The organism is Rhodococcus sp. APC 3903 (genome assembly GCF_030407755.1).
GTDB lineage: Bacteria > Actinomycetota > Actinomycetes > Mycobacteriales > Mycobacteriaceae > Rhodococcus_F > Rhodococcus_F erythropolis.
This window is the reverse complement of the sequence record NZ_JASDCV010000005.1, coordinates 311,139-333,931: the sequence shown is the minus strand read 5'-3', so window position 1 is coordinate 333,931 and position 22,793 is coordinate 311,139. Positions and strand designations below refer to the sequence as shown.

20 protein-coding genes are annotated in these 22,793 nt (G+C 62.6%); 12 read left to right on the top strand and 8 right to left on the bottom strand.

Translation table 11 applies throughout. The features are described from left to right. Window positions 1-145: 145 nt before the first annotated feature. Complete coding sequence (locus tag QMA15_RS09875) at window positions 146-1,201, bottom strand: serine/threonine protein phosphatase (protein ID WP_269577247.1); 1,056 nt, start codon at window positions 1,199-1,201, stop codon at window positions 146-148. A gap of 14 nt (window positions 1,202-1,215) precedes the next feature. Further along, window positions 1,216-1,701, bottom strand: coding sequence for a hypothetical protein (locus QMA15_RS09870; protein ID WP_279163846.1), 486 nt, complete (start codon window positions 1,699-1,701; stop codon window positions 1,216-1,218). 158 nt (window positions 1,702-1,859) lie between these two features. Here QMA15_RS09870 and QMA15_RS09865 point away from each other — a divergent pair, with 158 nt between their 5' ends. From QMA15_RS09865 to QMA15_RS09855, 3 genes are read left to right on the top strand one after another with little or no spacing between them, the layout of a single operon-like run. After that, window positions 1,860-2,480, top strand: a complete 621-nt coding sequence (locus QMA15_RS09865; RefSeq protein ID WP_269577245.1) for a TetR/AcrR family transcriptional regulator — start codon at window positions 1,860-1,862, stop codon at window positions 2,478-2,480. Beyond that, window positions 2,480-4,243 carry a 3-oxosteroid 1-dehydrogenase gene (kstD, locus tag QMA15_RS09860; protein ID WP_269577244.1) on the top strand — a complete coding sequence of 588 codons (1,764 nt, stop codon included), beginning with the start codon at window positions 2,480-2,482 and terminating at the stop codon, window positions 4,241-4,243. Before QMA15_RS09865 ends, kstD begins: the two co-directional genes overlap by 1 nt. Before the next feature lie 15 nt (window positions 4,244-4,258). Then, complete coding sequence (locus tag QMA15_RS09855; protein WP_020969548.1) at window positions 4,259-5,941, top strand: ATP-binding cassette domain-containing protein; 1,683 nt, start codon at window positions 4,259-4,261, stop codon at window positions 5,939-5,941. Window positions 5,942-5,958: 17 nt separating this feature from the next. On the opposite strand, the gene QMA15_RS09850 is transcribed toward QMA15_RS09855, so the two are convergent. Beyond that, complete coding sequence (locus QMA15_RS09850) at window positions 5,959-6,606, bottom strand: hypothetical protein (RefSeq protein ID WP_279163847.1); 648 nt, start codon at window positions 6,604-6,606, stop codon at window positions 5,959-5,961. Between the two features lie 440 nt (window positions 6,607-7,046). Between QMA15_RS09850 and QMA15_RS09845 the strand changes: the two genes are divergently transcribed. Then, window positions 7,047-7,601 (top strand): transglycosylase family protein, encoded by a 555-nt coding sequence (locus QMA15_RS09845; protein ID WP_019748325.1) that lies wholly within the window; start codon window positions 7,047-7,049, stop codon window positions 7,599-7,601. Window positions 7,602-7,612: 11 nt separating this feature from the next. Here the strand turns inward: QMA15_RS09845 and QMA15_RS09840 are convergent, their stop codons facing one another. Then, window positions 7,613-8,344 carry a TetR/AcrR family transcriptional regulator gene (locus tag QMA15_RS09840; RefSeq protein WP_113683597.1) on the bottom strand — a complete coding sequence of 244 codons (732 nt, stop codon included), beginning with the start codon at window positions 8,342-8,344 and terminating at the stop codon, window positions 7,613-7,615. Window positions 8,345-8,541: 197 nt separating this feature from the next. Here QMA15_RS09840 and QMA15_RS09835 point away from each other — a divergent pair, with 197 nt between their 5' ends. The 5 genes from QMA15_RS09835 (at window position 8,542) to QMA15_RS09815 (ending at window position 14,092) form a co-directional block, all read left to right on the top strand. After that, window positions 8,542-10,101, top strand: a complete 1,560-nt coding sequence (locus QMA15_RS09835; protein WP_042951823.1) for an amino acid permease — start codon at window positions 8,542-8,544, stop codon at window positions 10,099-10,101. Window positions 10,102-10,103: 2 nt separating this feature from the next. Beyond that, window positions 10,104-10,937 (top strand): urea amidolyase associated protein UAAP1, encoded by an 834-nt coding sequence (locus QMA15_RS09830; protein WP_141487319.1) that lies wholly within the window; start codon window positions 10,104-10,106, stop codon window positions 10,935-10,937. Then, window positions 10,934-11,587 carry an urea amidolyase associated protein UAAP2 gene (locus tag QMA15_RS09825; RefSeq protein WP_269577242.1) on the top strand — a complete coding sequence of 218 codons (654 nt, stop codon included), beginning with the start codon at window positions 10,934-10,936 and terminating at the stop codon, window positions 11,585-11,587. The genes QMA15_RS09830 and QMA15_RS09825 overlap by 4 nt, the downstream gene beginning before the upstream one ends. Continuing rightward, window positions 11,584-13,566: a 5-oxoprolinase/urea amidolyase family protein gene (locus QMA15_RS09820; protein ID WP_029255307.1), complete on the top strand. Its 1,983-nt coding sequence runs from the start codon at window positions 11,584-11,586 to the stop codon at window positions 13,564-13,566. The genes QMA15_RS09825 and QMA15_RS09820 overlap by 4 nt, the downstream gene beginning before the upstream one ends. Before the next feature lie 160 nt (window positions 13,567-13,726). Next, window positions 13,727-14,092: an AraC family ligand binding domain-containing protein gene (locus tag QMA15_RS09815; protein WP_019748331.1), complete on the top strand. Its 366-nt coding sequence runs from the start codon at window positions 13,727-13,729 to the stop codon at window positions 14,090-14,092. On the opposite strand, the gene QMA15_RS09810 is transcribed toward QMA15_RS09815, so the two are convergent. From QMA15_RS09810 to QMA15_RS09795, 4 genes are read right to left on the bottom strand one after another with little or no spacing between them, the layout of a single operon-like run. Beyond that, window positions 14,070-14,852: a Fic family protein gene (locus QMA15_RS09810; RefSeq protein ID WP_021344194.1), complete on the bottom strand. Its 783-nt coding sequence runs from the start codon at window positions 14,850-14,852 to the stop codon at window positions 14,070-14,072. The genes QMA15_RS09815 and QMA15_RS09810 overlap by 23 nt on opposite strands. After that, complete coding sequence (locus QMA15_RS09805; protein WP_223257836.1) at window positions 14,849-16,282, bottom strand: putative nucleotidyltransferase substrate binding domain-containing protein; 1,434 nt, start codon at window positions 16,280-16,282, stop codon at window positions 14,849-14,851. The genes QMA15_RS09810 and QMA15_RS09805 overlap by 4 nt, the downstream gene beginning before the upstream one ends. Before the next feature lie 49 nt (window positions 16,283-16,331). Further along, entirely contained in the window at window positions 16,332-17,225 is an 894-nt protein-coding gene (locus QMA15_RS09800; RefSeq protein ID WP_019748334.1) for a DUF5995 family protein, read from the bottom strand. 44 nt (window positions 17,226-17,269) lie between these two features. Continuing rightward, window positions 17,270-17,635 carry a RidA family protein gene (locus QMA15_RS09795; protein WP_019748335.1) on the bottom strand — a complete coding sequence of 122 codons (366 nt, stop codon included), beginning with the start codon at window positions 17,633-17,635 and terminating at the stop codon, window positions 17,270-17,272. Window positions 17,636-17,733: 98 nt separating this feature from the next. Between QMA15_RS09795 and QMA15_RS09790 the strand changes: the two genes are divergently transcribed. From QMA15_RS09790 to QMA15_RS09780, 3 genes are read left to right on the top strand one after another with little or no spacing between them, the layout of a single operon-like run. Next, window positions 17,734-18,771, top strand: a complete 1,038-nt coding sequence (locus QMA15_RS09790) for an Rv2578c family radical SAM protein (protein ID WP_279163849.1) — start codon at window positions 17,734-17,736, stop codon at window positions 18,769-18,771. A gap of 37 nt (window positions 18,772-18,808) precedes the next feature. After that, the gene (locus QMA15_RS09785) at window positions 18,809-20,233 is read left to right on the top strand and encodes a 3' terminal RNA ribose 2'-O-methyltransferase Hen1 (RefSeq protein WP_279163850.1); all 1,425 of its coding nucleotides are present in this window, start codon (window positions 18,809-18,811) and stop codon (window positions 20,231-20,233) included. Then, window positions 20,230-22,773, top strand: coding sequence for a polynucleotide kinase-phosphatase (locus QMA15_RS09780; protein ID WP_084325908.1), 2,544 nt, complete (start codon window positions 20,230-20,232; stop codon window positions 22,771-22,773). The genes QMA15_RS09785 and QMA15_RS09780 overlap by 4 nt, the downstream gene beginning before the upstream one ends. The last annotated feature ends 20 nt before the right edge of the window (window positions 22,774-22,793 follow it).

Here is a 22,793-nt window from a genome sequence, read left to right as displayed (position 1 = left end):
AACGACAAATCGTCCACCGCTTTCGTCGGTCCGTAAACCTTGGTCAATCCCCTCAGTTCAATCATGAGGAGAACTGTGCCTTACGGCGCTGACCAGCACATCGGTCCGGAGGATGACATGGACCCTGAGATGTGAAGACGGCAGTTCAGGGAAAACCCTGTCCTCGACCGGAAGTCGGAACTGCCGCGGCATGAGGGTAGGGCGCGTCGAAGTCGCCGTCGAACAATCGCCAGTAGAAGTCGTTCATTCTCGCAGCGGCGGGCGCGTGCCGGGTCAAGATCGCGGCCACCTCCGGTGCCACATCACCTGGGACATGACCTGTGGCGCATCGTCGTACGTACTGGTTGCGGGCGACTGGTCCGCCGTGTTTCGGTCTCGGCACTCCGCAGACCTCGGTGACCAGCCAGTTGACCAGAAGCATGGCGGCGTAGTCGGCGTCATGGGTGGCATGGCGCCGGACGAAGTCATGTTCGGTAGTCGACAGGTCGAAGTGTGGGGATGTGGCCAGTCCGAAGTCGGTGAGATAGATCCGCTCCATATCGGTGCGCATGTTGCCGAAATGTCCGTCCATGTGCAGCAACTGTCGATCGCGTAAGAACGCCACGATCTCCGAAAACTGTCGCTCGACTTCGGCAGCTTTGGCGGCCGGGTTGTCTTGCAGCCAATCCGAGATCGGGTGTGCGATGTACTCGCAGAACAGTACGAGGCTGCACGGCGCAGTGGCGAGTGCTTCGAGGCGGACCCGCGCTTCACTACTGGCGCAGGCGGTGGGAACGGAAGCGATGTCGGCGTGTTCGGGTGCAGCCGGCGATCGACCGGGAAGCACTCGCCAGTGGTAAAGCATTGGGAACGACTGTGTTTCGCCGGCCAGAACGGCTTCGGTGACCATGACGTTCGCGGCCAACTCTCGCCAGGCGTTGAAGCTCGGGCCCCCAATGCCGTACTGGCAGAACGTCGGCAAGTCGAAATGGTTGGAAGTAGAGCCCACGTCGGCGAGTTCCTGTTCGGTCAGTGGGATGCGTTTGGTGAATACCGGAACGCTGTCGAACCTGTTTTCGCAGACACCGACGAGTCCTGCGGCGCCGCCCACGCCTACGCTCGAGACTCGAGCGGTGTCGACCAGTCGGGCCAGTTCGACATCGTTCTGGGAAGACAGGAATGCTGATAGTTTCCGGTGGCGGTCAATCCTGACGTCTGTCATTCCGCGACTGTGCCTCAGGCTCGTCCGGCTTCGATTTCGCGGAGCCGTCTGTCGAAGTCACCGATTCTGGCGGTGTCCTCGTAGTAGTCCTCCTGCTCGACGATTCTTCCCCACTTGGTTCGAACGAGAAGCACTGTTCGATTTTGATAGATGACGGCGCCGTCCGGGCCAAGGGCTCGGTCGTCGAAACGGGCGAGCAGTGTCATGCGCCAGAGCGGACCACCGAAATACGCTTCGGTGACCGCGCCTTGAAGCCCCGCGTCGACAAATTCCTGGAGAAACGCCTCGATTTGGTCCCGTCCGGCATGCACTCCTGCCCACCGATGATCACCCTCTGCGAATCTGAGCACCGCGTGGTGGTGATAGGAATTCAACAGCGGCCGGTAGTTGCCGGAATTGAGTGCACGTACGTCGCGTCGGAACTTGAAGATGAGTGCTTTGCGCAGAAGTGATCGCGAGACGATCGCCGTTCCGAAGCCCGCCGCGAACCATCGTTTCATCTTCGAAGCTTGTCGTGGCATCGAATGCCCTGTCAACGAAATGCCGGGGTCTGCTGATATCTGACAGAGAATTGGATATTGACAGTGACTGTCACAATAGGTGAGACTCGCATTATCGAGAATGGCCGGATCTCGGCCGAGGCGGGAGGACGTTGCTGATGTCACTACGGGAGAGACAACGGTTGCAGGTGCGAGCAGACATTCAACGTGCGGCATTCGATCTGTTCGCGCGTGACGGTTTCGAGGATGTGACCACCGAGCAGATTGCGGCAGCAGCGGGGGTGTCGGCGAGTACGTACTTCCGGCACGTTCGTAACAAAGAGGATCTGCTGTTGGACCCGGTCAGGCAGGGCGGTGCCGGGATCGTGACACTGCTCGAGGATCGCCCGGCATCTGAGTCGGCTGATCTTGCGATCTCGCGGGCAATCCTCGAGCGTTCCAATGCTTTCGAGTCCGCGGAGATCGATCAGTGGCGAGCAGCGTTCCGCACCGCGCCGCACCTGATGGATCGAGTCGCGCTGATCGCGCCCGAGCATCGTGATCGGTTGGTGGAGTTGGTGGCACAACGAATGAAACTCGATCCTGAAAATGACAGCCGACCAGGACTACTCGTTCACTTGATGTTGGCGGCGGCGGAGTTCGGCTATCGGCAATGGATACGTAACCCCCAGAAGCGTGGGGCATCACTTCCCGTGTGCGTCGAGGGGGCACTCGACGCGGTTCAGGGATCCCGGTGGCGCACGCAGGATGACGATGACACGAAAGGTCGTGACCAGTGATGAACGAAAACTCTCGAAACTCCGAGCTCTCGGTAGTGGATGTGCCAGTGGTGGATGTGATCGTTGTGGGATCGGGGGCTGCCGGCATGTCCGCAGCCATCACTGCAGCACGCAACGGACTCTCGACAATTCTCGTGGAGAAGTCGGAGTACTGGGGCGGTTCGTCGTCCCGGTCCGGGGGCGGAGTGTGGATTCCGGGAAACTCGATACTTCGCCGCGAGGCGCCGGCGGATGATATCGACTCTGCGCGAACATATCTGAAGAGCATTGTCGGAGAGGATGCAGACACCGACCGCATCGACACGTATATCGATCGAGGCCCGGAAGCTCTCGATTTCCTGATTCGGCACTCCGCACTCGAGCTCGAATGGGTGAAGGGTTACTCCGACTACTTTCCGGAGGCACCTGGAGGACTTGCAAGCGGCCGCTCGTGCGAGCCGCGCCCGTTCGACGCGCGAGCTCTGGGCGACGATCTCGCGACCCTTCATCCGCCGTACATGAAGGTGCCGCTCAACATGGTTGTCCAACAATCTGATTACCGTTGGCTGAGCACGGGGGTTCGGCATTGGCGGGGGCCGGTGCGAATGCTTCGGGTGGGAACGAGATCCCTGGTCGCAAAAGCTCGGAAGAAGAAGCTGATCGGGCTCGGGCCGGCGCTCATGGCGGAACTGATGCTCGGAGTTCGGGACGCCGGAGTGACGGTCGAGCTCGGAACGAGGCTTGTGGATTTGGTTACCGACAATGATCGTGTCGTGGGTGCGCGACTCGAGTCCGGGGGAGTGGAGAGAACCATGCACGCTCGATGCGGTGTCATCCTCGCGTGCGGCGGGTTCGACAACAACGACGACATGCGAGGCGAGTATCAGCGCCGGCCGAGTAGTGCGCAGTGGACTCTCGGGGCACCGACCAATACCGGAGACGGTATCCGTGCAGCTCTACGCGTCGACGCGGCAATTTCGTACATGGACGACGCGTGGTGGGCCCCGTCGATTCCGCTGCCCAAAGGCCCGTGGTTCGCCTTGGCGGAACGCTCGTTGCCTCGAAGCCTGATGGTCAACGCCAGCGGTCAGCGCTTCATGAACGAGTCGCTTCCCTACGTCGAAGCCGCGCACGCCATGTTCGGCGGAAAGTACGGCCGAGGTGAAGGACCCGCTGAAAACATCCCGGCTTGGCTGATCTTCGATCAGACGTACCGTGACCGTTACCTGTTCGCGGGAGTGCCGGCGCGCAGGCCGATACCTCGGTCGTGGATCGAATCGGGTGCGATCGTGCGAGCTGGATCGATTGCCGAACTCGCTGCCGAGATCGGAGTGCCGGGCGATGCGCTGTCCGCGACCATCACACGATTCAACAGTCACGCGCGCGACGGAGTCGATCGCGACTTCGGCCGTGGGACAAGCAGATACGACCACTACTACGGCGACTGCACCAACAAGCCCAACCCCAGCCTCGGAGAACTCACGAAGGGTCCGTTCTATGCCGCGAAGATGGTGCCCGGAGACCTGGGGACCAAAGGCGGCATCAACACGGACGCTCGCGCGCGAGCGTTGCGCGCCGACGGTTCGGTCATCGACGGGCTCTACGCAGCAGGTAATACCAGCTCGCCGGTTATGGGTCATACCTATGCCGGTCCAGGTGCAACTATCGGTCCCGCAATGGTTTTCGGATATCTGGCGGCGCTCGATGCGGTCGGACGATCCCATGACGGTCGTGAACTCGACACCGAAGGCAGGAATAATGGTTTGGCAGATCGCCGCGGGTAGGGTTCCCTTGAGAGCGTGACCCACCTCAACATCGCCGACGTCGACTACTTCCTTCCTGATGGTCGACAACTGCTCAGCGGTGTCAGCTTTCGGGTCGGAAACGGTGCAAAAACTGCACTGATCGGGCCCAACGGGACTGGTAAGACGACATTGCTTCGGATTGTCGCCGGAGACGCCGTCGCCGACGAGGGAGCTGTCACTCGATCCGGAACACTGGGCGTGATGCGGCAATTCGTCGGCCAGGTTCGCGACGAGTCCACCGTGCGCGATCTTCTGTTGTCCGTCTCTCCGGCGCGGATCCGGGATGCAGCACTGGCGCTCGATACGGCAGAAAACGCGATGATCGAGCGCGACGAGGAATCAACTCAAATGAAATATTCGCACGCGCTGGCCGATTGGGCCGATGTGGGCGGCTACGAGACCGAAGACTTCTGGGACAAGGTCACTACTGCGGCTCTCGGTGTTCCTTATGACCGTGCGAAGTGGCGCGCGGCCAACTCGCTCAGCGGTGGCGAGCAGAAACGGTTGGTTCTCGAAGCACTGTTCGCTGGGCCCGACGACGCACTCCTGCTGGACGAGCCGGACAACTACCTCGATGTTCCGGGCAAGCGATGGCTGGAAAAGACGATCTCGGAATCGTCGAAAGTGGTTTTGTTCGTCAGCCACGACCGCGAACTGATCGCCAACGCGGCCACCCACATCGTGACGCTCGAGCCCGGAATCAGCGGCGCAACGTCGTGGACCCACGGCGCTGGGCTGGCCAGCTACCACCAGGCCCGCGAGGATCGCAACGCTCGATTCGAAGAACTGCGTCGACGCTGGGACGAGGAGCACGCGAAACTGCGTGCCCTGGTTCTGCGATTGCGTGAAAAGGCCAAGTTCAACGACGGCGTCGCTGCGCGGTATCACGCCTCGCAAACCAGGTTGGCGAAGTTCGAGGAGGCAGGGCCACCCGAAGCGATTCCACTTCAGCAGAAGGTGACAGTTCGGCTGGCGGGCGGGCGAACCGCCAAGCGCGCGTTGGTATGTCAGGATCTCGAGCTGACCGGATTGATGAAGCCTTTCGACACCGAGATCTGGTACGGAGATCGGGTTGCCGTGCTGGGCTCCAATGGATCCGGGAAGTCACATTTCCTTCGTCTCTTGGCGGGTGGTGGGACCGATCCGGGGACCGAGCATCTGCCCGTCGAGGCGCTCGACATCGCCCCGGTCGAGCACGGGGGTACTGCGACGCTGGGTGCCCGGGTACGTCCCGGATTGTTTGCGCAGACCCATTCCAGGCCTGATCTGACCGGGAACACGCTGCTCGAGATCCTGCACATGGGCGACGAACACCGAAACGGAATGGGGCGTGAAGCGGCGAGCCGCGCGCTCGACCGTTACGGATTGTCCCAAGCAGCCGAACAGAAGTACGACGACCTGTCCGGCGGACAGCAGGCGCGCCTGCAGATTCTGCTCCTCGAGCTTTCCGGCGCCACGATGTTGCTGCTCGACGAGCCGACCGACAACCTCGACCTTCATTCGGCTGACGCGCTCGAACAGGGCATCGCACAGTTTGCCGGCACCGTCATCTCGGTAACCCACGATCGTTGGTTCGCGCGCGGGTTCGACAGGTTCCTGGTATTCGGATCGGACGGGAACGTGTACGAGAGCGAGTCTCCGGTGTGGGACGAGGCCAGGGTCGAACGAGCGCGCTGAGATCGAGCAGCCGCTTGCTACCTGGGGAGTGGCGGCAACTCGTTGATCATCGCGCGCAGGAGGCCCGGATCGCTGCGATCCGATCGAGGTGGGGGACAGCGCGAAAGATCGAGCAGTGTCGGGAAGCCCCACAGAACGCGACCTGGATCCACACTGTCCACCGCCGAGTACCAGTGGGTGAGCGGCTCGGCGAGCGCCGCGTGAAGCTCGAAATGCCGTCGTCGGCGGCTGGGGTCTCCTTCGCGCTGCAGTCGAAGTTGCTTCGGTGACGGTATCGAGATGACGGTCAGATCCGCGAGACCCAGTTCGAGGCGCGTAAAAGCCGTCTCGACTGCCTCGAGCTCGTACTCGAATCGCTCCCGAGGTGCGGCGCCCACCGCGGCGAGACACCAGCTGTAGTGCAGTTTCAGCGGGTCGCTGTCGCAGAGCGCGATCCCGGTTCTCGATTCGAGTTCTTCCGCTTGCGACCATCGCTTCGAATTGACGGTTGCCCAGTAACTTGCCTGGACGTCGAGATCCGTGCCGTCCGGCTCGCGCCCCGTGGGCTGATACTCGGCGACGAATCCTTCCGCTGCCGTTTGTCCACCGAGTTGGGTTCGGCACCAGGTGGTCTTGCCGGCGGCGCTGGGTCCTTCTACTGCGACGATCACCAGTTCATTCTCCATAATGATTGGGGCGGTTGGTTTTTGCTCGTTGCCAGGACTCTCTTAACATCTGAATGGGGCTGTTTTGCGTTCCGACACGGCCTGTTTCGGTGCGGTGGGTCACAAAATTGCAGTGACGGTTGCCACATAACGGACGGATAACGATCGGTATGGTTGAAGCTCGAATCAACTAGTTGACCTGTGGTTATTTCTTGAATCTCGACTGAATCTGGTACGGCAGTGCCGGAAAACTGCCCCGTGACCAATCCGTGACCATCGCCTACGGTCGTTGACAGCCCGAAACTACCGGGCAAACACCGACCCGCAACTGCGTGCTTCTGCCCCGCGGGTCCGGTACTCCCGAAACCTTCGCGGGGCAGGAGTGAAAAAGACGAGTCGATCGACGAGACGTGAAAGCGTCCGGGCCGACCTCGTCCGCGGTAGCGGAGAGGATTTACCCAATGACCAGCATCACCTTCAAGCGCGCCCTCGGCGCAGTTGCAACCGCAGGCGCAGTCGTCGCAATCCCGCTCGCCATGAGCACCGGCACCGCTTCGGCAGCCGGCCACGACTGGTCCGGAGTCGCAAACTGCGAGTCCTCCGGTAACTGGGCCGCCAACACCGGAAACGGCTTCTACGGCGGACTGCAGTTCACGCAGAGCACCTGGAACGCGTTCGGTGGATCGGGCAACGCTGCCAACGCCAGCCAGTCTGAGCAGATCCGTGTCGCCGAGAACGTTCTCGCAGGCCAGGGCGTCGGCGCATGGCCCGTCTGCGGTCAGTACCTGACCACCGGCACCACCGCAGGCAACTACGAGGCCGCAGCAGCCCCCGTCACCGCTGAGGCTTCCGTCGAGTCGGCTCCGGCAGCAAGCACCGGAAGCGGCAACTACGTGGTCAAGGCAGGCGACACCCTGTCGAAGATCGCTGCTGCACACGGCATCTCGCTCGAGAACCTCGCCAGCCAGGTCCCGAACATCAACCTGATCTTCCCGGGACAGTCCCTCTCGGTCTAGTCTCGTGGCCGTTAGGTCCTCATTGCGTCGAAATTGTCCGGAGCTGATGCAGCCCCGGACAATTTCGACGTTTCTGCGTTCGCAATGAGCTCTGCTGCTTCCGTGTGGATGGGATCAAGATCCTGGCGCCACCCCAGAATGTGCAGTGCCGACCCGGCGATGACGGCGGAGTCGGGGATCGGGGTGCCTTCGAGTGCGTCGGCTCGCGCGCTGATCACGCTTTCCACCAGGCGAAACGGAAGCTCGGCCAGGTGAGTTGATGCTGGATCGTCAATCGCGTCGAGCACTGCCTGGGCGAGGGCCCGGTATTGCTCGCGAAGCCGATCGCGATCGGCTCGGAACGACATGAACCTGTCGCTTCTCAGTTCCGGTAAGAGATAGAGGACGCCGAGGTTCCACCGTCCGGTGATCAGTTGGGCCGCGTCGATGTACGAAAGCGCGTACAGCTTCACCTCGGGTGAGGTGCCGAGTGGCCTGAGATTCTCCGCGAAGTCCAGCGCCGGAGTCACGGTGTCGGCGAGCAGTGCAACCAGGATGTCGTCCTTGGTGGCGAAATGGTTGTACAGCGACGCCTGACGCATTCCGACTGCTTCGGCGATGTGGCGTGTCGACGTCGCGGCGAAGCCTCGGGTGGTGAACAGTTCAGCGGCTGCATCCAAGATCTCCGCCCGGGCAGTCCCACCCGGGCGTCGGCGAGCGGTCAGGCGGGGTCGTCCGGGGCCGGCGTTGGTCACGCCTTCCATAGTGGCAGGCTCTGGCCTTACATGCGGGGTGGCCGTCGCTGTGAGCATTCGGTCACGTGCTCGAAACGTACTCAACGAGCCTGTTACAGAATCAGGCGAATCGTATACGCGGGCGTCACCTGCGGCGAGTGGATTTCGCGAAAACTATCAATCGACAGTTATTCGCCTCTGAATCGCTTCGCCGAAGGAGTACGCCGTTGAGTGCAACCACCCCGGCTGCGCAGCCCACCACCGCATCCGCACTCGCCTCTTCGCCTCACGACGACGGTGACCTCGCGGAGTTCGGCTACGAGCAGCAGCTGCATCGATCGCTGGGAAAGTTCGCGTCGTTCGCCGCGGGCTTCTCCTTCGTTTCCATCCTGACCACGATCTTCCAATTGTTCGGCCTCGGTTTCGGTTTCGCGGGTCCGGCGTTCTTCTGGACCTGGCCTGTCGTCTTCATCGGTCAGTTCATGGTGGCCCTCAACTTCGCGGAACTTGCTGCCAGATATCCGATTTCGGGTGCCATCTACCAGTGGTCGCGGCGGATGGGTGGCGAAATCGTCGGCTGGTTCGCCGGTTGGTTCATGATTCTCGCTCAGATCGTCACCGCGTCGGCCGCCGCGATCGCCTTGCAGGTCGTGCTCCCGAATGTGTGGAGCGGGTTCCAGATCATCGGTGAGGACAGTGCACTCACCTCCTCGAGCGGCGCTGCCAATGCCGTGCTGCTCGGTTCGGTACTTCTGGTTCTGACCACCTTCATCAACTGCATCGGCGTCAACTGGATGTCGCGTATCAACAACATAGGCGTGACCTGCGAAATCGTCGGTGTCATCGCGGTGATCGGGATGTTCTTCACCCACGCTCAGCGCGGACCGGACGTCGTCTTCGACACCGGCAGTGCCGGCGGTCAGCCCGGATACGCCTGGGCGTGGATCATGTCCGGACTGATGGCTGCCTACGTCATGGTCGGCTTCGGTTCGGCAGGCGAACTGGCCGAGGAGACCCGCAACCCCCGACGCGTCGCACCTCGTACGATCCGCCTTGCACTCTCCGCTTCCGCGCTCGGCGGCGGCTTGATGATCCTCGGCGCGTTGATGGCAGCGCCCTCACTGACCGACGGACGCCTGGCGACGGAAGGTTTGCCGTACGTACTGACCTCTATTCTGAGTTCGCCGTGGGGCACGGTCTTGTTGATCGACGTCTCGATCGCAGTGTTCGTGTGCACCTTGGCCATTCAGACTGCTGCTTCACGGCTGATGTTCTCCATGGCCCGCGACGGGCGGCTGCCTGCCTCGCAGGTACTGGCAAAGGTCAACCCCCGCACCGGAACACCTATCGCGCCGTCCGTCCTCATCGGTCTGGTCTGCATTGCCGTCCTGGCCGTCAACGTGGGCAACTCGGCAATTTTCGCAACCCTGTCCAGCGTATGCATCATCTTGATCTACTTGGCCTACCTCATGGTGACCGTGCCGCTGCTGGTTCAGCGTCTCAAGGGATGGCCTCGCACGGCAGTCGGCCCCAAGTTCGACGCCGAAGGCAAAAAGCTTTTCTCCCTGGGCATCTGGGGAGTTCCGGTCAACATCGCCGCGGTTGTGTACGGCGCGCTGATGGTGATCAACCTGTCCTGGCCACGAGCCGAGATCTTCAACCCTACGGGGGAGTACCCCATTCTGCAGTGGGCCGCGCCCATCACGGTAGCGCTGGTCGTGGGGCTGGGAGTCGCTTGCTTCCCACGTGGCCGCGCCACCCCGAATCCCGTCACGATCGGAGCCTGACCATGAGTACTCAGACCACCGCCGGAGCGCGTGAGCATGCCCGTTCTCAAGCCGGAACGATCACCGATTCCATGCCGGTGTTGCCGGCCACCCGCTGGCCGAACCCGCCCGAGGACGTCGCTCCCGAACGTCTGACCTGGGCTGAAACAGTGCCGGGTGGGCGATACACGACCAAGGTTCTCGCCCGTGGAACCCGATTACGACTTTGCGACATCGTCGGCAGCGCCTGTGCAAACATCTTGCTCTACCGCGCCGACGCCCCCTGGGAGCGTCTCAACGTCGCCGATACCGTAAAGGTGCCATGGCAGGCCTATCTCGGTGTCGGGCACCCGTTGCTCTCCGATCAGGGGCGAGTACTCGCGACGGTGGTCGCCGACACGTCGGGGCACCACGACGCGTTCTGTGGAACGACGTCACGCGCTACCAACGAGGCGAAGTACGGGCAGGGTTCGCTGCACAGTGCCTCACCCGCCGGTCGTGAACTGTTCACCGTCGCTGCCGCGAAGAACGGACTCGGGCCGCAGGACATAGCGCCACCGTTGTCCTTCTTCCATGGTGTCCGCGTCGAGGCCGACGGCGCTCTCACCAGTACGGGTTCCGCCGGCGCCGGCGCAACGGTCGACCTTCTGATCCACCTGCCGGTCATCGTGATGATCGCCAACACCGCGCACCCACTCGATCCGGCGCTGGAGTTTCCCACCACGTCCCTCGAAGTGCTCGCGTGGAACGCGGCCGACGAACTCGGCAGCCTTGACGATCTCGGGCCGGAATACCAACGCGCAGTGCTCAATACCGAAGACGCCTGGACGGCTTCGAACCTGGAGGAGATCGCATGACCACCACCCTGGATGTCCCCGCCCTCGTTCCCGGAACGGTGATCCTCGACGAGATTGCTGAAGCGTTCGGGCCGTGGTCCGCAGTTGTCCGCGCCGGCGACGTCCTGACCATCGTCGATCTGCACGGAAATCAAGCCGTCGACACACTCGTCTATGCCAGTGACGATCACAGCGTTCGGTACTCGGCAGCAGCGACGGTCACAGCGCAGCAGAATCTGTTTCTGACCACAGGATCCGTGCTCCGCAGTGACGACGGAACTCCGCTCATGACCCTGATCGCGGACGAGGTCGGAAACCACGACACCGTCGGCGGCGCGTGCTCACAGGAATCGAACACCCTGCGATACGGCCACCACACCAAGCACCAGCACGCGTGCGTCGAGAACTTCCTCGTCGAGGGCGCAAAATGGGGGCTCGGTAAGCGGGACCTGGTGTCCAACATCAATTTCTTCATGAACGTCCCGGTCGACCCCGACGGCACACTCGGAATCGTCGACGGACTGTCTGCGCCAGGCAAGCGGCTCGCGTTGCGTGCCGAACGCGACGCGCTCGTCCTCGTGTCCAACTGCCCGCAGATCAACAACCCGTGCAACGGCTTCGATCCGACGGCCGTCCGCATGATCGTCACACGGCCGGAGGCAGACGAATGAACGCAAAACTGACCATCGTGCGTCCCGGAATGTTGACGACGGTTCAGGACTATCCAGGGCGCGTCGGGTACTGGCAGATCGGTGTCCCACCGTCGGGCCCGATGGACGACCTGTCGTTTCGGTTGGGAAACACCGCACTCGGAAATCCCGAAGGCGCACCCGGCATCGAATGCGCGATGGCCGGACCTGCGATGACGTTCGACGAGGACACCACGGTGTGCGTCACGGGCGCTCCGGTGTCTGTGACCGTCGACGGCATCGCCCACGGTCAGTGGCGTCCTGTTTTCGTCCCCGCTGGAGCGGTGCTCGACGTCGGAACGCTCAGCGGCCCAGGACTGCGCATCTACGTACTCGTACAGGGCGGAATCGAGACCGACGACTATCTCGGCAGTGCGTCGACCTTCACCCTGGGCAGGTTCGGTGGACACGAAGGTAGGACTTTGCGGGCGGGGGACGTTCTCAAACTCGGACAGGCGAGCGGCGCAGCGGGAGGTGTTCCCGCCGAGCATGTTCCGGCGATACACACGTGCTGGGAACTTGCGGTGACCGAGGGCCCGCACGGGGCGCCGGAGTTCTTCACCCGCTCCGACATCGACACGCTGTACGCGACCGAGTACGAGGTCCACTTCAACTCCGACCGCACCGGAGTCCGGTTGATCGGTCCGAAACCTGACTGGGCCAGAACCACCGGCGGCGAAGCGGGACTTCACCCTTCGAACATCCACGACAACGCGTATTCGATCGGTGCACTCGACTTCACCGGCGACACGCCCATCCTCCTCGGGCCCGACGGACCGAGCCTCGGCGGCTTCGTCTGCCCGATCACGGTGGTGTCTGCTGATCGCTGGAAGCTTGGACAGTTGGCTCCCGGGAACAAGATTCGCTTCGTGCCGGTCCGCGCCGAACGGGCAGCCTCCCGCCGTGACCTCGGAGTATCGCGTCGAGCGTCCAATTCGGTTGTGCATTCCTCCGGTGGTGACGGCGACGACGGCGTTATAGCCCGCCGTGACGGCGACACCGCGGTCACGTACCGGCGCTCAGGCGATGACAACGTGTTGGTCGAATACGGCGACATGAATCTCGACCTGGCGCTACGTGCGCGTGCACATGCACTGCATCAGCGACTCGAAGCCGAGAAGCCGGCCGGACTACTCGATCTCACCCCGGGAATCCGCAGCCTGCAGGTCCGCGTCGACCCAGACGTGCTGCCCGTCGGCAAACTGATGGGAATGCTCGCCGAGGCGGAGGACACCTTGCCTGCGGCCAACGAACTCGTTGTGCCCAGTCGCACTGTGCGGATGCCACTGTCGTGGGACGACCCGGCTACGCGCGAAGCGATCCAGCGGTACATGCACGGAGTGCGTGCGGACGCGCCGTGGTGCCCGTGGAATATCGAGTTCATCCGCCGGATGAACGGTCTCGAATCCGTGAACGACGTGTTCGACACCGTTTTCGGCGCCGAATACATGGTGCTCGGACTCGGCGACGTCTACCTCGGAGCTCCGGTCGCGACGCCGCTCGACCCACGTCATCGCCTTGTCACGACCAAATACAACCCCGCCCGCACCTGGACCCCCGAAAACGCCGTCGGGATCGGTGGGGCTTACCTCTGCATCTACGGCATGGAAGGCCCGGGCGGGTACCAGTTCGTCGGGCGTACGACGCAGGTGTGGAATCACCGCCACCCCGCGAAGTCGGGCCCGTTCGAGGAGGGCACTCCGTGGTTGCTGCGATTTTTCGACCGGATCTCCTGGTACCCCGTCGAGCCGGAAGAGCTGATGGATCTGCGCGCGGACACTGCGGCCGGCCGCGGCGGGGGAGTCGAGATCGAGGACGGCAGCTTCTCGCTGGCCGAGCATCAGGAGTTCCTTGCGTCGAACTCGCGCTCGATCGAGGAGTTCCGCGCGATGCAGTCCGTCGCATTCGGAGCCGAGCGTCAGCGCTGGTCCGACGCAGGAGAGTTCGCGCTACCCGGTTGATGGTCGAGTGAGCACCCTTTTCTTCGAGTGAGCACCGCTTCCAGCGTGTCGGAAGCGGTGCTCACTCAGCAGTAACGGTGTTCAGTCCGCGGTGGTTGTCATCATTGGTCATTCATGGGTTGGTCATTGTGGAGGTCGACGAGGTGAGCGACACTCAGCCATGCGATTCGTGACACTGCCCCAAGGAAGCCTGGACGCCGACGAGTACGGCAGCCGGAACATCACCATGATGCAGCTCGCCCGTTCGGTGGACGGTGGAGAATTCAGGAGTCACTTCGCGTGGTGTCGGCCGAACAGCCTGTTGGGGAAGCACTCTGCGAACCTCTGGCAGCTGTACGTCGTCGTGGACGGCTCGGGCTGGGTAGCCGAAGACGACGGTCGACGGGTCTCGATGGCGTCAGGCGAGGCAGTGTTGTGGAGCCCTGGCGAGATCCACGAGTCCGGTTCGGATGACGGGATGCTTGTGGTGATAGTGCAAAGCGGCGCTCCGTTCACCGGGCTCGTCAGCGAGTCAGCGCGCGATTGAACAGATCGATGAACGGGCGAGGCGACGGGGTCCCGGTGGGCCGGAAAGGCGCAGAATCCCTCGACGCGGATACCCACTCGGTTCTGCTCACCCGCGACAAGTCGAGCTGATACCGGGTGTCGGCGGCGAGTCGGTGCAGGAAGAGTGTTCCGGTTCGCCCGTTTCCTTCCCGAAACGGGTGGGCATGATTGAGCGTCGAGTACACCGATGCGAGCGCGAACGACGCAGCGCCGTGATCGAGCGCTACCCAATCGACGGCGGCGATGATCTCTTCCACCTCGGACAGGTAGTTCCGAATCGCCGAGACCGGGGCAAACGTTGCCGCACCTTTCCTGATGTCGACGGTTCTGATGTGTCCGGCCCACTGGTACAGATCTTGGAAAACGTGCTGGTGAAGTAGGAGAAGTTCGGCTGTGTCTCGCGTGTGCGGTACGAGGTCGCCGCCGAGATGCGCCTCACCCAGACGAAGCGCGGTCGCCGCGAACTCGAGTGATTGCAGTGCGGCGGGATCTCGCACGTCGAAATTGTTCTCGAGCACCGATGTACCGCGATAGACGTACGGCGCTGATCTTCGCCAGCGGATCCGCGGGGGAATTGGTGACGACAGGCCGACGGCTCGCGCCAACTCCTGCTCGAAATACTCACGCCGAGAAAGCATCCCGATCATGACGGCCTCGAGTTCCGCGATCTGCTCGTTACTCGGATCCCAGCCTTCGAGGCGCTCCGCCGCCAGAACCTGTTCGAGCGCAGTGCGATTCACGGGTCGATGTCGGGTAGCGCCGACGCGGACGCGGCATATTCGAGTCGTCGTTGCACACCTGCGACCTCGCGCACTGCATTGCTCAGCAAGCTCCGCGAGAGCGGAGTGAGTTCGGAGATCACGACTTCGTCGGTCGGTGGCCGACCTGCCGCGAACTGATCGGTCTGGTGGCGGACACGAATCTGCTGCAACACTTCGAAAGATTCGATCAGTACCTGGGCGTCGTCGTCGAGTAGGAAACCGCTTCCCGCTGCAGCCTTGAGGCGTTCGAGTGTCGAACTCGTGCGGGCGCCCACGGAAATCCCCGCCCATCGAGCGATGTTCACGATCGGTTGGACGGCGCTGGCTTTGAGGTCGACGGTTCCGGTCCGACGCGTCATCACGTCCTTGAACGAATGGAGCTTTGCCTTGTCTCCGACCGCTTCGCGAAGGAGTAGTCGCATGACGGCCGGGTGCAGTCGCAGTTGATCCAACGCCGCGGGACGAGGATCCAACGCCGGATCGCCTGCGACGACGCGGGCATCCGCCAGCATCGACAACATGACCAGGGCTTGGTCCTGATACGGGTTGGACACCCATTTCCGCAGCGCAGTGCGCCATTGTGGGAGCGTCCGAGCAAACCTGGCCTGGGTCGCGACGGCGTTCTTGGTGTCGCGAGGGAACCCGCAGAGATCGAGGATGTCGTGGATGGTCTTCGCGGCGTCGGCTCCCTCGTGATGTGATTCGCCGCCCCACACCAGCGCACTGTCGATATCCGAAGAGGGGAGCGCTTCACGCCTGGCGACGCTGCCGAGCGACAGCCACGCGAAATCCGGTCGCTCGTCTCCGCCCACCACCAATTCGATGGCTCGCCTGACCGTCACGTCGATCAGCACGGCCAGCGTCGCGCCGATGTCGAGCGGTGAGACCCGTGAGGCCACCAATTCCGTCACCAGAACAGGGACCGCGCGGGCTGTTTCGACGAGGTGGGCGTCGTCCTGTGCTGTGGCGAGCGCTGCGCGCAGTTCGAAACCCTGATTGGTGGCCGAAGTCAGGAGATCGCTGAGTTCGAGCACACCCATCAGTGCGCCTGCCTCGGTCACGACCGGGAGATGGCGCAATCCGTACTCGAGCATGTCGGTCACGGCGTCGGCGCCCAATCGATCCGGATCGACTGTCACTGCTGACGGCGTCATCACTGTTGATACCGGCTGATTGCTGTCGATACCACCGACTACCACGCGAGCGCGTAGGTCACCTTCGGTGAAGATTCCGAAACCGCTTGTCTCCGTCGGGATCACAACAGCACGGCGGCCCGCATCGGTCATCAACTTCGCGGCCTCGCGGATGGTTGCCTGGCCGTCGCAGACAATTGCGGGCCCGCGCAACAGGTCTCGCACCCGGCGCATGGCGGGACTCTGGATGCCTTGCCCCGCCGAGTGCCCCGTCATGGGGTCATTGTCGCAGGTGTGTCCGTTTCAGGCAGCGGAGGGTGAGATGTCAGAGACCACCGAGCCGCGAGAGTACGTCGAGAGCGGAATCTGTAGTACGCCAGAGTGCGTCGATCTCCTGTTCTGCGCCGGGACGTGTCTGCGGATTCTGGAGGGCGAATCCGTTGGCCAGTGTGATGGTGTTGTATCCGCTGTCGGCGGCGCGGAGCAGCAGTTCCGAGGGTTGCGAGTTTCCGGCCAATCGGTCGAGTCCTTCGCCGACGAAGTAGAACCGCCAGAGCGGCCCCAGATCGGCGTCGTACTCGGCCTTGGTGAGGGTCACGATCGAACCACCCTTGACGGCAATGGAATCGACGATCTTGTAGAAATCGGTGACATCCTCCGCAGTGGTTCCGGACGTGGCGACGGCGTGAGCGAGGTCGACGGTGAGATGCGCGTTGTAGCCGGCCATGGCAACCCGTGCTGGACTGGCGTCGCACTGACGTGTCAGGGCGAAGTAGTTGGTCCACGCCGGATCGGTGGGAGTACCGGTGAACTCCGCATGGACGTTCACCAGGTACCTGCGCAGCAATTCGAAGCTGACGGAATGGGCCCACTCGTCATCGGCGAAGGCTGCAGGGTCTCGCTGCAGCGGCATCACCGCCTCGTGTTCGACAGCGTCGAGGCCGATGGAGAACAAGCCTCGCCAATCGTGGTGTGAGACGAGGATCGACGTGATCTCACGATGACGTTCGACAGCGGTCTCGAGCCGAGGCAGTCCGGCACCGTTCAGCGTCGTGACGTCGCTGAGTTCGGCAATCCGGCCCACCTCGGCATTGCTCAACTGGCTGCCGCAAGCCGTCGAAAGACTCTCGCCCGGATCTGCGAGTGCAGAACCGGGCGAGAGGAAAGCGGCGGTGATGCCGAGCGCGAGCGTCAACGGATACAGCCGCATCGGTTTCATCGGCTCAGACTAGGCGCCCATTTCACAAATGTCCGGATTGGCGATCAGCTGAGAACCGCGTCGGCCTCGATCTCGATGAGCAGAGCGGGGTCGATCAGCGAGCTGACCTCGAGGATGGTCGTGGCGGGACGAATCTCGCCGAACACTTCACCGTGCGCGAGAGCGGCCTGCTCCCACTGCGTCATGTCGCGCAGGTACATGCGAGTGCGGATGACGTCGTCGAGCGAGGCGCCGGCCTCGGCAAGTGCTGCCTTGATAGTTTCGAGCGCTGCGCGGGTCTGATCTGTGAGGGTCTCACCAGGAGCGGTGGTGCCAGAGACTGCGATCTGGTTACCGATGCGCACGGCACGGGAGTAACCGATCTTGGGTTCCCATTCGGAACCGGACGAAATATTGATTCTGTTCGACATGCCCCGAATTCTGCCAACAACTTCCCGGCCGTGGTGAGGCACGGTCGGGTATTCGCTCCATCTTGACATACCTTAGAACAAGTGTTCGACTTGGGGCCATGAGGTGGTCGGGTCAGGCATTGGATGCAGATGACGGAGCGCTACCCGGACTCGAACGGGCCGGGTTGGTTCGCTCCGTGCAGACTCCCGAGTTCGAGGGAATCACGTTTCACGAGGTGCTCTGCAAGAGCGCGCTCAACAAGATGCCCGAAGAGTCGACGTTGCCGTTCAGCTTCACCGTCAACGCTTTTCGTGGTTGCTCGCACGCATGCCGATATTGCTTCGCGAGACCGAGTCACGAGTACCTCGACCTCGACGCCGGCGCGGATTTCGATTCCCAAGTGGTCGTGAAGACGAACATTGCCGCGGTGCTCCGCAAGGAATTGGCGCGAAAGTCCTGGAAACGGGAGGCAGTGGCACTGGGTACCAACACTGATCCTTATCAGCGAGCGGAGGGCCGATACCGCTTGATGCCCGGCATTATTCGCGCGTTGACCGAATCGGGAACTCCCTTCTCGATCTTGACGAAGGGAACTCTGCTCCGACGGGACCTGCCGCTGTTGAAGATGGCGGCGGCGCAGGTCGACGTCGGAATCGGAGTGTCATTGGCGATCAACGACGCTGCACTTCAGAAGCAGATCGAGCCTGGTACCCCGTCACCGCGGGCGCGTCTCGAGATGATCCGGGCCATCACCGACGCGGGATTCTCGTGCAATGTCATGGTGGCGCCGGTCATTCCGTTCCTCACCGATTCCACCAGTCACCTCGACGGTCTGTTCGAGGCACTGTCCGAAGCCGGTGCGACGAGTGTGACGGTCTTCCCGATGCACCTGCGGGGGAGTACTCGGGGTTGGTTCATGAATTGGCTTGCTCAGGAACATCCGGCACTCATCCGTCGCTACCGCGAGCTGTACGGGCGGGGTGCGTATGTCACTCCCGAATACAAGCGTTGGCTCACAAGCCGTGTCGAGCCATTGGTCGAGCGTCATGGGTTGGGTGGTCGTTCGGAGCATCGAGACGTCAGTGCGGCTGGCAGTGAACCGCGTGAGGCGCCTCGGGAACTGGTGGGTGCGGGAGCAGCTCTCACTTTGTTCTGACGGCCGCGGGCGCGTAAATCGGAGGCGCCCCGGACGTTTGCCGGGCTACATTCGCCTGGTGCTACTCACACTGACGTCCACCCCGACCCCGCAGACTCCTGATGCGACCGCGTTGAGCTACCTGCTGCACAAACATCCCGACCGCGTGCAAAGCTTCGACTTGGCGATCGGCACCGCCACGGTTCTGTACCCGGAGGCCACGGCCGAAAAGACCACGGTGGCAGTGATTGTGGACGTCGACCCCATCGAACTTGTGCAGAGTAGGTATCGACGCGGCAAGAGTGGCGACAACTTTTCGCTGGGGGAGTACGTCAACGATCGGCCGTATGCGGCGTCGTCCATACTCTCGGTTGCTCTGTCGAAGCTGTTTCGCACCGCGTTGACGGGAACGTGCAAGTCGCACCCGGAACTCGTCGGAGCCGAACTCGCGTTGACCGTCTCGATTCCGGTGGTTCCGTGTGGCGGCGATGCGGAATTGCCTCGTCGGCTGTTCGAGCCGCTGGGCTGGGACGTGACCGCGATACCGGTGCAGCTTGATCCGCACCTACCGACGTGGGGAAACTCCGACTTCGTGTCGCTGACAGTGACCGGGGAACACACGGTGCAGAGTGCCCTACGGCACCTCTACGTGCTGTTGCCCGTCCTCGACGATGTGAAGCACTACTGGGTGGGACCTGACGAGGCAGACAAATTGATCCGCGTCGCTGGAGAGTGGTTGGCGTCGCATCCGGATTCCGCGCTGATCATGTCCCGCTACCTGGCTCGTCGACGCGACCTGGTCGAATCGGTGGTCGATCGACTGATTCCCGAACAAGCCGAGGCGCAGATCGAAGCCCCGAGACCGGATCCGCCGCTGGCACGCCTTCGCGTCGACGCAGTTTTGGCGACGCTTCAGCGACTGCACGTGAGAACAATTGTCGATATCGGTTGTGGCGAAGGTAAATTGCTCGAGGCGCTGATGCCGCACGCTCGATTCGACAAACTTGTCGGCGTCGATGTGAGCGCGCGCGAACTGACACGGGCGCAACGCAGATTGAAGTTCACCGAAATGTCCGACGTCCAGCGTGAACGTGTGTCTTTGATGCAGTCGTCCGCGACGTACCGCGACGCACGCTTGAAAGGCTTCGACGCAGCCGTGCTGATGGAGGTGGTCGAGCACGTCGATACGGCGCGCCTGCCGGCGCTGGTCAGATCGGTCTTCGTGGACGCAGCACCGCAGTATGTGCTGCTGACTACTCCGAATGCCGACTACAACGTGCTGTATCCGGCATTGGCCGCGGGAGAGTTCAGGCACCCCGATCACAGGTTCGAGTTCTCACGGACCCAATTCGACGACTGGGCAACCGAAACGGCCCGAGTCCACGGCTATTGCGTGGAGTTCGAATTTATCGGAGCAATTGATCCGGTCCTCGGCGGGCCGACACAGATGGCAATCTTCACGAAGGAGGCACGAACGTCATGACGGTGTACGAGATTCCAGATCTCGCCCTGGTAGTACTCATCGGCGTCAGTGGCTCGGGAAAGTCGACCTTTGCGGCGCGCCACTTCGGTGAGTACGAAACCCTCTCGAGTGACACATTCAGAGGGTGGGTCAGTGACGATCCGAACTCACAGGAGTCGACGTCCGATGCTTTCGAAGTGCTGGAGTTCGTCGCGGCCAAGCGTTTGCGACGCGGACGCCTCACGGTGGTCGACGCGACCAACGTCCAGCCCGCTGCGCGCAAGCGACTCGTTGCGTTGGCTCGCGAGCACGACATACTGCCGGTGGCAGTCGTGCTCGATGTTCCGGAATCGGTCTGTTCTGCACGAAACGACGCACGCTCTGATCGGACGTTCGGACGCGACGTGATTCGTCGCCAGCACCAACAGTTGACTCGCTCGCTCCGCGGGTTGGGTAAGGAAGGTTTCCGTTCGGTTCACATCCTCAGAGGTGAGGACGCGGTTTCCGAAGCCACATTCTTGCGCCACCCGCTCCGCAGCGATCTGCGTGTCGAGCGTGGTCCGTTCGACGTCATCGGTGACATCCACGGATGTCGAAGTGAGCTCGAGACGCTCCTCGTGAAACTCGGCTACACCGTCGACTTCGGGACGGATGGCAGAGCTGTCGATGCGGTGCCGCCGGTCGGGCGAACTGCCGTCTTCCTCGGTGACTACGTGGATCGGGGACCGGATTCGGTCGGTGTGCTGCGTCTGGTCATGGGGATGGTCGCGGCGGGACATGCGATAGCGGTTCCGGGTAACCACGAGAACAAACTCGTCAAGGCGCTGCGCGGTAAGAAGGTCACGCCGAGTCACGGACTCGCCGAGACCCTCGAGCAGATGGCCAGCGAGTCGGCGGAGTTCCGCGAAAGCGTCGTCGACTTCTGTGACGGTCTCGTCGCGCACCTCGTCCTGGACGACGGCAAACTCGTTGTCGCGCACGCCGGTCTCAAGGAGGACTACCACAACAGGGCGTCCGGCCGAGTGCGAAGCTTTGCGCTCTACGGTGAAACCACCGGTGAGACGGACGAATTCGGCCTGCCCGTTCGATACCCGTGGGCGCAGGACTACCGAGGATCAGCGATGGTCCTCTACGGTCACACTCCGGTGCACGAGGTGGAATGGATCAACAACACCGCGTGCCTCGACACCGGCTGTGTGTTCGGTGGATCCCTCACCGCCCTTCGATACCCGGAACGAGAGATCGTGTCGGTTCCGGCGGAGCAGGTTTGGTACGAGCCGGTGGTACCGCTGGCACCGCCGACTCGTGATCCGGATGTGCTCGATCTCGCCGACGTCCTCGAAACAACCGGCGTCGACACCGAACTGCGCGGTCGAGTGTCCGTTCGCACCGACAACGCTGCCGGCGCCTTGGAAGTGATGAGCCGATTCGCCGTCGCGCCGCAATGGCTGCGGTACCTACCGCCGACCATGGCGCCCTGCGCGAGCGCCCAATCCGATGATTATCTGGAACACCCGTCGACCGCGTTCGACGCATACCGGGCCGGCGGAATCGGAACAGTGATCTGCGAAGAGAAGCACATGGGTTCGCGGGCAGTGGTGCTCGTGTGCCGTGATCGATCGGTTGCTCAGTCCCGCTTCGACGCACCGGATGCGCTCAGCGGGATGGTGCACACCCGCACCGGCCGCCAGTTCTTCGACGACGACCTGACTCAGCAGTTGATCGACGACATCGCCGCCGCAGTCACCTCCGCTGCGTTGTGGGAAGAGTTGGGCACCGACTGGCTGCTCCTCGACTGCGAATTGTTGCCGTGGAACGTCAAAGCGGAAGGTCTGCTGCGCTCGCAGTACGCGTCGGTCGCGGCGGCCGGGCGATCAGACCTCACAGCTCGCGAGGCCGTGTTGGCGCGGGCCGGGTCGCGGGGCCTGGACGTGGCGGAGATGTTCGAACAGACAACTGTTCGGGCCGCCAGTATCGAGCGCTTCGGCGAGGCGTACCGACGGTACGTGTGGCCGACGAACGGACTGGACGGCGTCACCATCGCGCCGTTCCAGATTCTGGCGGCCGAGGGCAAGTCGTACGGGGAACGGGATCACGAATGGCACCTGGGTATTTCGGACCGCCTGGCCGCGGCCGACCCGAGTCGATTTACCACTACACGTCGCCTGGTGGTCGATCTCGGTTCCGAAGACTCGGTGTCCGAAGCGACGAAGTGGTGGGAGTCGCTCACCGGTGACGGTGGTGAGGGGATGGTCGTCAAACCGCTGGCGAATCAGATTCACGGACCGCGGGGGTACAACGCGAAGGTTCAGCCGGGGATCAAGGTTCGCGGCCGGGAGTACCTGCGATTGATCTACGGTGCCGACTACCTCGAACCGTCGACGCTTGCGAGATTGCGTAACCGCAACCTCGGACACAAGCAGTCGATGGCGCTGCGCGAGTACGCGCTCGGCATGGAGGCGGTATCCAGGCTCGTCGACCGTGAACCATTGTGGCGAGCGCACCAGGCCGTGTTCGCAGTGTTGGCTCTCGAATCGGAGCCGGTCGACCCGCGGTTGTGACGGCCGGTGCCCGGGCTCGG